We start from the raw sequence: 9,077 nt of genomic DNA, 5'->3' as shown, positions 1-9,077 counted from the left end.
CTCCAGACGCTCTCCGGCAGGGGCCGCCATTGCCACAGCAGGAGCGCAAGGGCCACCGTTGCGAGCAGCACATAAGTGGGCCGCTCCAACGTGGGATCGATCCAGCCGAGCCACCAGCGCTTGAACCCTGGACGAGCCATGACGCTATGCTGGATCGCAAAAAGCGACAGCAATGCGAAGTTGACCAGGAGTGCCTGCACAGCCGGCGCTGACGGCCCGTCGTCGATACCCTTGGGCACAACAAACCCGCCGACGAAGCCAATCGCATAAACAAAGGTTAGGAAGAAGAGCGCGTATGACAGCAGGCCATAGAGAAGGATCGCGGTCTTGCGCATGGCTGGTACCTCGCTTGGCGCGGTGAACGGTTGCAGTCGGCCGGCTTCGCGGTGAGGTGCGCTGAAAGTTCGAATATGGCGCGATGACCGATTGACCTCGGGGCCTTAGCGAACTGCCTCGACAGCGTTGTCAGGCGTTACTCGACGATCCGCAGTGCGGATGTGATGGAAGTCACATTCGCAAAGGACTCCTCCACAAGGGGCCCACGAAACGGGCCATGCTTCCCTACGGGATGCTTGAGGCAACTTGGGCCGAGCGCCGCAGCCTTGGCTACGCCTTTACTGGCTCTCCGGAGAAACGGAGATCGTCAGGGGCACGACCATCGCAGACGCGATGAACAAGGCAGGATACGGCGGCGGTGCCGTCACAGCCCTCGACTTCTACAAAGAGGGCGAGCAGTCCACCTATCAATGGGATGCCGCCAAAAAAACCTGGATCCAGAACCCAGAGCCGGCCGACGCCGCCAACTGACGCCAACGTCCGTTCCCAAAAAAGTTGGGCGACCCCTTCCGGTCCAAAACCCAGCAACAGGACGATGCCATGACAGGCGAGACCGCATTCGATCCGAACGCTTTCGGCCGAGCCAACCCGGGCTGGACCAAGAAGCGCACCAAGACGCACGCCGACCTCGAGCGCCTGGCCGATCATATCTGCACCCGGACACCGCCACACAGCTATCGAACCGAAATAGACCTCTACGAGATGATCGTGCGCCGCAATCAGTACGCCATCGCGAACTGGGACCACGGATATAAGGTCCTCACCGATCGCGTGCACAAGCGCCTCATCGAGCGAGACGGCAGCCTCTGGATCGCCTGCAAATAGGGAAGGGCGGCTCGCCTCACGGCAGCCGCCCTTCTTCGTGCGCAATCGGCGAAACCCCTTAGAGTTCGATATCCGCGTAATCAACGTCGGTGCGAGCCCGGAGGTTCGCAATCATGACTTCCGTGTCGATCGAAGCGAAGTCGACCAACTCCTTCATGCTCGGAATGACATATTCCGCATCGACATCCTCCAAGAGCATATTCCCGTTGCCGATCTCGGCATGAAGCCGCTCTGGGAACGTCCAACCCGGAAACCCATAGATCGACCGGCACGACGGCACCTTTGAAGGATCATGCCCCGACCACTCGGCGATATCCAAGCGCGAGAAACCCTCGAACCAGCGCATGGCATCGACAATCTCACGATAGATCTTATGCGCCCCGTACCGAATGGTATCGAGCTCGAGGAAATCGAAGTACGCTACACGTACCATCGCGGTGTCGAGGTCAATGTGTCCCCGTGCAAGCCGATCATGGGTTTGCTCGACAAAATCCAAACGTCGCTCGATCGACGGCCAGACAAGGATGCGCATCCGCTCGCGGTTGATCACGGATTCGAAGCGCCTTTTGAGCGAAGCATAGAACTTCTTCGCGGTCCCAAACTCCTTCAGATGCGGATCAAAATCGGCCTCTGGCGAATCAACGCCATTGAAAATCGCACGCTTCATCCAAAGCTGAAGATCCTCTTCCGACATGTCCCCGGACGGCGACTGCGTTGAAAGGCCGAACCCCTTGAAGCGAGCGCGCACCTCGGCAGGCACCTTGGATTCATCCATGGCATCCGTGAAGTCATACTCAAGCCGGGCAACACCGTCATCGCCACGCGGCCGGGTCCGATGAAGCTGCGTCTGCGCCTTGTGGCTCTTTAAGAACATGCTGCGCAGCAGGATGGCATCCTCGGACAAATCTCCCTCGGACGATAATTCCCGCAGCATCGTATCCATGCTGCTCTGCTGACGAGCCGCGATCGCAGCCAGGTCGAAGAACGGGGTCTTCGCCGCCGGTTCCGCAACCAGCGCGCCCTCCGCGGCGACCACGTCAAGCTCGACCGGCGCACCGACATCCTGCTGCGCCGCGATCGTCCCGCTCAGCAATTCGCGACCGATCTCGGCTGCTGCCTTCGGCGCAACAGAACGGGCAGGGGAGGCGGTGACGGGGGAGACTGTGCCAGACTCCTGCCGCACACCGCCGCGCTTCTTGCGGGTATGCACCATGGCTGCGGCCCTCAAACGACCGGCAGGCGTCATCGCGCGACTCGGCCGCGCCGGGCGCGGATCATGCGGGCCATACTTCACGGGACGTCCGCGACCGCGCTTTACGGGTTCTCCCATCGACACGACGCCAAACTGCGCCGCAACCGTCGCCGCAACCTCGCTGTTATAGCGGCCACCCGGCGTCGACAGGCGCACGATCTCCCGATCGCGCTTGATCACATCAAGGTCGCTCTGAAACCGGGCCAGCCGAGCCTCATTCTCCGCGAGAATGCGCGCCAGACCCGCCTCGGCATATGCGCCAAGGTAGCGGTCCTGTCGGTCACCGCGCGAACGCGGACGCTCGGTGCCCCACTGATATTGAAAAACGGTCATTGCAAGTCCTGGGTGACGCATAGCGTCTGAATTCGATGCTCATTTTAGCGGGTGCGCTCCGACCCTGACAAGCCAGTGAGCGAATTATTTCGCCTAAAAAATTGGATTATTTCCGACAGCCTTCAACGGCGATTTTCCCAAGGCGCGAAAAATGCCGCAGCGTCGTCTCAGTAATTTATTTCGCCTAAGCGATCGCAATTTCCAACCCGCATTTCGTGGCGCCGATCAGGTCACCATTCGAAATTAATTCGCCTAAGGTATTCCAGCTTTATCGCGCCTGTGATTCAAGCGGCGCTCGCATTTATCTCGCCTAAGGAACTGCACTCGGACTTCGCTGGATGCCCCGGCCGTGCCGTGGTCGAAACGCAATTATCTCGCCTTAGCGTTTTGCAGTTAAGATCACGTTATATCAGGAGGTTAGCGGCCGTTGAGGCCGGATTTGCTGCAATTTGCGGAACCTCGTCCCGTCTACCCCGACGCAGGCGGGTCTGCCTGGCTAAGGCGAAACAAATCGAAATCCGATCCGGATTGGTTCCATAATCCTTCTTATGCGAATCAAACCCGGGGCGAGAAACACATCATTTGGTATGTCGAGTATAGCTCGACACACTATGGATTGATTGACGAGTGTCCCCTCACTCCGTGGGACGAGACCACAAAACCCCAGACAAGACGGAGTTGAAGACTGTGAGTAATATTCGAGATCTGCTGCCGGTGGCTGAACCGCGTCAGGTCAAGGTGATCCTTCTCGAAGACAAGATCGTCGTCGCTGCCACGCACGGCGGAACGCGAGCGACGCAGGCAACGCTTGCGCCAGAACACGTCGTTCTGCCGATTCAGGTTGACGATGATGCGCTCTTTACGGCGGTTTCAGAGATGCTGGGGAAGCACAAGCCAGCTGTTGCCATTCCCCGGCCCCGCTACGCTGAGCTCTATTCTTGGCTGAAGCAGCCAGACCTCGTCGCCGACGTGGATGTCGTCGAGTACTCGGAAACCCTGGAAGTCAGGTTCTCCGCCTACCCTTCGCGTGACCACATCGGCGGCGTTCCCGTTTTTGCGCGGGAAAGCTTCAGCAAGGATGACCCCAGCTTCGCTCTATGCAGCGTGATCCGGCTGATGCTCAATGCACGGCGCCAGTTGCTCGTCATCGAGGACGCGCCATTCAGCCGAGCTTTCGACGGACCCCCCCGTCGGGCGCACTGATTGCGACCCGCGATCGCATAAAACCCGAGAATTTAGAGCGTAGGCAGCCTCAGGGCGCGCCTGCGCTTCTCTTTTGAGGACTGGCCAAAACCCCGCGGCCGCTATCGACCAAGCCGCTTTCGATGACGATTCCGCCGGCCGCATCTGCTGGCTGAAGCACTGGCAGCTGCCGCCGGCTCTCCCACCAACGACGGAGCCTCCATAGACGGGCTTGAAGACCCCATGGAGCCTCCCTCCCCTCCAAGGACCAGGCCCTGCCCCTCGCTGACGGCGGTGCCCGCTCAGGGCGCCTGAGAAGCCCCAGCCAAGGACGGCGAAACCCCCGCAAATGCGCAGCCTCACAGTGGCTGCCTCCCACCAAGGACAGGCCCGGAATGGGCCTCATTCCCCAAAATAAAAAATAGGCTCAATACCGCAAACGTGACGCACCCCTTCGGGCGCGTCTCGTTTGCTTGGTGCCTTCGCACCGTATTTCGGTCTCCGACAGCCCCTTGGACCACACCACTTCCATCCGCTTCCGACCTTGATGCGCGCCTGCGCACGCCAGCCCTGTCTTCGCCCGGGCCTGATCGGTTTCGGATGTCGTTTGGCCGCCCTTCGGCGGCCTTTGAATGGTGGTCCAGCGCCTGCGCGCTCATGGGGCTTGGAGACGTAGACTGGCCTCGAATTAAGGCACAGAAATTCGCGTGTCTGACGCCTCATGACGAGGCTACGGGATAGGCGCCTTGGCCTTCGCCAAAGAGCCCCCCCGTGACCCTTCCGCGTGCCTGCGCACGAGCTAATTTTGATGCCTTATTGGTCGCCCTCATCGGGCTCCTAACCCTGGCCAGTGAGGCTGCTTCGCTTCCTCAAGTTTGCTGCCGCCATCCGGCGTCAGAAGCTATCGCTTGAGGCCCGCGAGCCGGGCCATTTTCACTAACGGTTTCGTTCTGCGAACCATCAAACCGTGCTGTCTCCCTAGGCTGTCCCTTAGGACGCCTCTGGCACTCTCCAGCCTGGAGGACCAGCAATGTCGTTCCGACGAGACTTGGCCGGCATGAGTTCGGCCCAATGGGCAGTCGTCTGCGTGTGCACCTTCATCGTCTCGATGGGGGCCGCACTCGGCTTGCTAACGCCCTCCCCTAACCGGCTGGATCGATCCGGGCGACGCTACTCGATCCCCTGTCTTCGAGATCAAACCCGCGCCCGAACGAGATCGAGGTGATCCGCCCAGCGACTGCAGGATCCAGCCAGGCGCAATCTTCCTTCCCGCTATGTGGGCGGGGCGCCGGCGACTGCGTCATCGACGGTGACACCTTCCGGTTTCGCGGCGAGAAGATCCGGATCGCTGACATTGACGCGCCGGAAACAGGCGGAGCCAAATGCGCCGACGAAGCAGCTCTCGGTCAACGGGCCACCTTCAGGCTGGCCGAGCTGCTGAGCTCGAGGCCCTTCCGATTGGAAGCGATTGGCAGCCGGGACGTAGATTCGTACGGCCGAAAACTTCGTATCGTCGCGAACGGCGGTGGTTCGATCGGCGCCCAACTCGTCGACGAGGGCTTGGCCCGACCATGGAATGGCGGCCGACGCCCCTGGTGTTAATTTCCGCTCGCGACCCTTCTGCGACCTTCGGAACGTCTGCTCAGGGGGCAAGATCCCGGCGACCTTCCAGGAGCCGGTGGATGCCGGGCGAGGCGGACACCGTCACAGAAATTCTCGGCCGCACCGAGGAGGCGGAAACCCTTTCGAGTCAAATACTGCCTCGGTGGTCTTGGCGCCTAATGCCGCTTCGACAAGGGCCTGAGCTGCTCCTCCGAGCTCTCATACCGTCAGGCGAAACGTTCCGCATTGTACCGCCTTAATGACCGCAGCAAGTGTGTCCTCCCGAGTATCCGCATCTATCGGCAGGACATGCCGCTCAAGCCAGGATTGTCGACGCCCTCGACGAATGGCTCGCAGCCAATCCCTATGTGGAATAGCCGATGACTTCCACTATGGGTGGGTGGGAAGCGGAAGCTGCCGAGCCGGGGGATCGGGTTAAGCCGCCCTTGGCATATGCGAGGTAAATGTCGCCCGCGTGATCGAAACTTTTAGGCCGGCCCCGCCGCTGACAGCGTCCATCACGGCGCCGAGCTGTTTCACGAGCGCCTGCACGATGGCCGTTCCCAATCCGCTGTTGTGCCCGGTGGCATCGCCGTCGTTCCTTCCGACACCATTGTCTGAGACGGTCAGTTTCCAGTCCGCGGCATCGATCTCGTACGTGACCAGTATCATCGCGCCTATCTTGGCCGAAGGGAAAGCGTATTTGATCGCGTTGATGACAAGCTCGGTGACGATGAGGCCGAAGCTGACCGCCTTGTCGGACCCGATCATGCACGGATGCGCCATCACCTTGATCGCGATGGGTTGGTTTTCTCCGACCATCGAGGAAGCCAAACTGCCACAAAGCTTCGTCAAGTACGAGCTGACCTCGATCTGGTCGATACCTTCGGATGAATGAAGGTGTCGCTGGACCTCGGCAACCGAAATTACCCGCTGATGGGCATCCTTCAGATGCTGGCGCGTTTCTTCCGACAAGACGGCTCGCGCTTTCAGCAACAATATGCTCGCAATGATCTGAAGGCTGTTTGCAACGCGGTGCTGCATCTCCTTAAGTAAAATTTCCTTCTGGCACAGAAGTTCTTCGGTTTGCTTGAGAAGCTGCTCTTTCTCCCGTTCGATCACTCGCCGAGCCGTGACATCCCTGAATGCCAGAAGGATCGTCGAGTTCAAGTTGTCTTCGTAGATCACCTGCCGAGCGTTCAGGAGCATGGCCCTGCGGCCTAGACTTGGAAAATCGTGCTCGACCTCGAAGCCATCCATGGCGGCATGCTCAGGAATGATCGTCTCCAAAAGGACGCGAAGGGCGGGGATATCCCATTGACCGTCACCCAGCGAATAAAGCAAACGCCCCCGCGTATGCTCAGGATCGACCTTGAAGGTCTTGTAGAAAGAGACGCTTGCCTCCAACACGCGAAACTCGGCATCGAGCACGACGAATGGCTCGGGAATGGTGTTGACGATCGCTTGCGCGAGTGTCTGAGCGTCTTCCATCTTTCGAAAATCTRACATGGACCGAACGGTGACTCCGTTTGGAACGCGAACGCGTTCGCGAGAGCCAAGGAACGGGCGCCCCTTCCAGTACGCTACACCTTGCGGGGATCAATGTCGCGTTCTGACCGAGTCCCAACATCCGACTAGAGTCGAGAGCAGACGGCATAAACTAGGTCATGATGGATCTTTTAATTGAAGAACGTCCTCGTCGGGAAGCGATTGGTCCAATCATGCCCGCCGCGGGTCAGGATCCGAACGGTGCGATTATCGATATGAATGGCGAGACGATAGCCGTCCCATTTCACTTCAAACGACCAGTCGTTGCCGGTAGGCGGCTTGGAAGCCAATAGATCCAGGCATGGCTCGACCCGCTCCGGCATGGGGTCAAAGTTGAGCTTCCGCTGGCGCGCATCCCGCGCTTTGCTGACCGGGCCACGGACAGTCTCGGCCCCAGGGCCGGCACGCAAAACGCGACGCGCGCACACAACTGACACTCCAACACACGCACGAGGTTCGCCCCGCCGTTCCGAGGGGGCGCGGCGGGGCTAGGCCGTGACGGTGCCGGATGTGGATGACGCCAAGACTGAATAGCGAACTCACGGCGAAACCCGCGATTCCCCGGCGCGGCTAGCGCTGCAAATACAGCACCTCGGCAAAGGAACAGGCGAGCGGCTCGATAGTTAAAGTTTGATGGGCGTATTCATTGCTGGGGGGATAAGGTTGGAACCGATGATCTCTAGGCCGAACGACGCCAGGCTGAGCGCAACTTTGAGCAGCGAGCCACAGGAGAAGGGGAGATCAGGTTCGACAAGCAATTATCGCGGCGCTGTGGCCCTGAACATGCTCGACCGAATCGGCTGCGGCTATCTCGTCGTCGAGAACCACCGAAAGATCGTTGAGGCCAACGCAACGGCCAGACTGATCCTTGGCTGCGATGAGGGGGCTTTTCAAGATCTTGGCCAGCTGACCAGCGCCTTCAAGCGGTTGATCGGGCGAGCCCCAAACGGCCCGAGACTCGGTCCACTGAGCTGGATCGTCATCTCTGGCACAAGCGACACGCCTTTCCTCCTCAATCAGGTCGCGGACGACATACCGGACGGCACGAGCGTGGTCATGCTGCTCGATCTTGATGCACACCTGCGACCGAATCCCTTCATGCTTCAGCGCATGTTTGGCCTGACCATGGCTGAGACGCGCCTTGCGCTTCAAATGGCGCAGGGCGATCTGCCCGCGGATGTCGCCAGCAGTCGGCACCTAAGCCGCACCACCATTCGCTCGCAACTAGCTGCGCTCTTCGCAAAAACCAACACGAAACGTCAGGCAGAGCTGGTCACGTTGCTCGCCAGGGTAGCGGTCCTGCCCTGAACGCGCGCGTTCAAGGAGAAAGCCGCTTATTGTTGGCCGGTCGAAACGGACGTGCCCCCTGCCTCTTCCGCGAGGATAAAGGCGCGCGCAAAGCGCTCAGTTGGAAACCGGATCAACAGGGCTGAATCACCAATTTCTGTTGGAATAACCCGGTAAGGGATTTCCCACTCGGTCAGCCACTTATCCATCACCTGAAGCCGAGACAGGAAGTGGTGCCCCGCGATCGGGATTGCGACGTGGTAAATCCACGTGTTTGAGACCTCGGTACGGTACATCCGCCTGATTCCGAGCGATAGGGCCGCCTATGGCGACAGCAGGGCCCGAGGCTGTGCAGGCTTGGAGAGTGGCGATGCCAGCACAGATAGACAAACCGATGATGCCCCTCGGTGTTCCATCAAAGCAGAATACGGGAACAAAAAAAAAGCGGCCCGCGGCGTCCTCCCACTGCGGGCCAAGTGTAGGGGGCATGATTGGTGGAGAAACGCGCTGGGAAAGCAGCGGTTCGGCGCCAACGCAAAAAGATCGGGTTGTTGGGGCTCCGGCCGCCCGTTGATACGGGATGACGGAGAGCGGTCTTCCGGTCAGGCTCCATCGATCCAACCGGTCAGGAGGCCTGCCATGGAGCTGTTCGTCGGTCTTGATGTGTCTGTTCGCACCACCAGCGTCTGCGTCGCACCACCAGCGTCTGCGT

Annotated in this window: 8 protein-coding genes and 2 pseudogenes; 5 read left to right on the top strand and 5 right to left on the bottom strand. The window is 59.9% G+C overall.

What is annotated here, in order from left to right; genetic code table 11:
- Positions 1–335: pseudogene (locus tag AC1DW9_RS35510) on the bottom strand (methanethiol S-methyltransferase); the annotation flags it as partial.
- A 334-nt stretch (positions 336–669) separates the two neighbouring features.
- Here AC1DW9_RS35510 and AC1DW9_RS35505 point away from each other — a divergent pair.
- A complete protein-coding gene (locus tag AC1DW9_RS35505) occupies positions 670–807 on the top strand; it encodes a hypothetical protein (RefSeq protein WP_476777465.1) in 138 nt (45 codons plus the stop codon).
- A gap of 69 nt (positions 808–876) precedes the next feature.
- Positions 877–1,161 (top strand): hypothetical protein, encoded by a 285-nt coding sequence (locus tag AC1DW9_RS35500; RefSeq protein WP_476777464.1) that lies wholly within the window; start codon positions 877–879, stop codon positions 1,159–1,161.
- A 58-nt stretch (positions 1,162–1,219) separates the two neighbouring features.
- Here the strand turns inward: AC1DW9_RS35500 and AC1DW9_RS35495 are convergent, their stop codons facing one another.
- Entirely contained in the window at positions 1,220–2,746 is a 1,527-nt protein-coding gene (locus AC1DW9_RS35495) for a hypothetical protein (protein ID WP_476777463.1), read from the bottom strand.
- Between the two features lie 678 nt (positions 2,747–3,424).
- Here AC1DW9_RS35495 and AC1DW9_RS35490 point away from each other — a divergent pair.
- Positions 3,425–3,949 (top strand): hypothetical protein, encoded by a 525-nt coding sequence (locus AC1DW9_RS35490; protein WP_476777462.1) that lies wholly within the window; start codon positions 3,425–3,427, stop codon positions 3,947–3,949.
- Positions 3,950–5,149: 1,200 nt separating this feature from the next.
- A complete protein-coding gene (locus AC1DW9_RS35485; RefSeq protein WP_476771031.1) occupies positions 5,150–5,530 on the top strand; it encodes a thermonuclease family protein in 381 nt (126 codons plus the stop codon).
- Positions 5,531–5,965: 435 nt separating this feature from the next.
- Here the strand turns inward: AC1DW9_RS35485 and AC1DW9_RS35480 are convergent, their stop codons facing one another.
- Complete coding sequence (locus AC1DW9_RS35480) at positions 5,966–7,021, bottom strand: sensor histidine kinase (RefSeq protein WP_476777460.1); 1,056 nt, start codon at positions 7,019–7,021, stop codon at positions 5,966–5,968.
- Positions 7,022–7,230: 209 nt separating this feature from the next.
- Positions 7,231–7,488, bottom strand: a pseudogene (locus AC1DW9_RS35475) (ATP-dependent DNA ligase); the annotation flags it as partial.
- Between the two features lie 253 nt (positions 7,489–7,741).
- Between AC1DW9_RS35475 and AC1DW9_RS35470 the strand changes: the two are divergent.
- Positions 7,742–8,386 (top strand): helix-turn-helix transcriptional regulator, encoded by a 645-nt coding sequence (locus AC1DW9_RS35470; RefSeq protein ID WP_441509170.1) that lies wholly within the window; start codon positions 7,742–7,744, stop codon positions 8,384–8,386.
- A gap of 26 nt (positions 8,387–8,412) precedes the next feature.
- Here AC1DW9_RS35470 and AC1DW9_RS35465 read toward each other — a convergent pair whose 3' ends face one another.
- Positions 8,413–8,661, bottom strand: coding sequence for a hypothetical protein (locus tag AC1DW9_RS35465; RefSeq protein ID WP_476771033.1), 249 nt, complete (start codon positions 8,659–8,661; stop codon positions 8,413–8,415).
- Between the last annotated feature and the right edge of the window lie 416 nt (positions 8,662–9,077).

This window comes from Allobosea sp. P4_E12 (assembly GCF_056401655.1).
Note: the sequence above shows the minus strand (reverse complement) of the source record. Positions and strands in the feature narration are given on the sequence as shown.

Coding starts and splice junctions, on each gene's coding strand:
- AC1DW9_RS35505 (WP_476777465.1), top strand. CDS start 670: ATGAACAAGGCAGGATACGGCGGCGGTGCCGTCACAGCCCTCGACTTC.
- AC1DW9_RS35500 (WP_476777464.1), top strand. CDS start 877: ATGACAGGCGAGACCGCATTCGATCCGAACGCTTTCGGCCGAGCCAAC.
- AC1DW9_RS35495 (WP_476777463.1), bottom strand. CDS start 2,746: ATGACCGTTTTTCAATATCAGTGGGGCACCGAGCGTCCGCGTTCGCGC.
- AC1DW9_RS35480 (WP_476777460.1), bottom strand. CDS start 7,021: ATGGAAGACGCTCAGACACTCGCGCAAGCGATCGTCAACACCATTCCC.
- AC1DW9_RS35465 (WP_476771033.1), bottom strand. CDS start 8,661: ATGTACCGTACCGAGGTCTCAAACACGTGGATTTACCACGTCGCAATC.